The sequence below is a fragment of the Bradyrhizobium sp. NBAIM08 genome (assembly GCF_020193935.1).
GTDB classification, from domain to species: Bacteria; Pseudomonadota; Alphaproteobacteria; order Rhizobiales; family Xanthobacteraceae; genus Bradyrhizobium; species Bradyrhizobium yuanmingense.
The window spans coordinates 1-389 of sequence record NZ_JADYVR010001209.1; the positions used below are offsets into that span (position 1 = coordinate 1).

The 389-nt window shown below is 71.7% G+C and carries 1 protein-coding gene; it reads left to right on the plus strand.

Annotated features, from left to right (window positions below):
- The coding region (locus I6F37_RS44180; RefSeq protein WP_225155012.1) for a hypothetical protein at window positions 1-389 on the plus strand (389 nt) is incomplete at both ends.

A 389-nucleotide genomic window follows, 5' to 3' on the forward strand; every position in this document is an offset into this window, starting at 1 on the left:
GTTCTCACCGCCACGGTGCTGCTGCTGGCGGCCTGCGGAAGCACCACGGACGAGCCCGACGCCGTACCTTCGAGTGTGGCGCCTGCGGTCACCGCAGTCCCGCCCGCGCAGGCGCCTGTGACGGGCACCGGCACGGTCATCGAGAAGCCGGGCAGCCCGCCCGAGCTGTGCCTGGGCCCGGTGGCGGAGTCGTGGCCACCGCAGTGCGAGGGGATCGCCCTCAGTGGTTGGAACTGGGCAACCAACCCTCCCGACGCCCAGTCGGATGCCGGGTCACCCGTCACGAAGTGGGGCGTCTACGCCGTCGACGGCACCTTTGACGGGCTCACCCTCACTGTCTCGAGCGCCGTGTCCCTGGCGCTCTACGACCCCATGGCCGAGCCGACCGC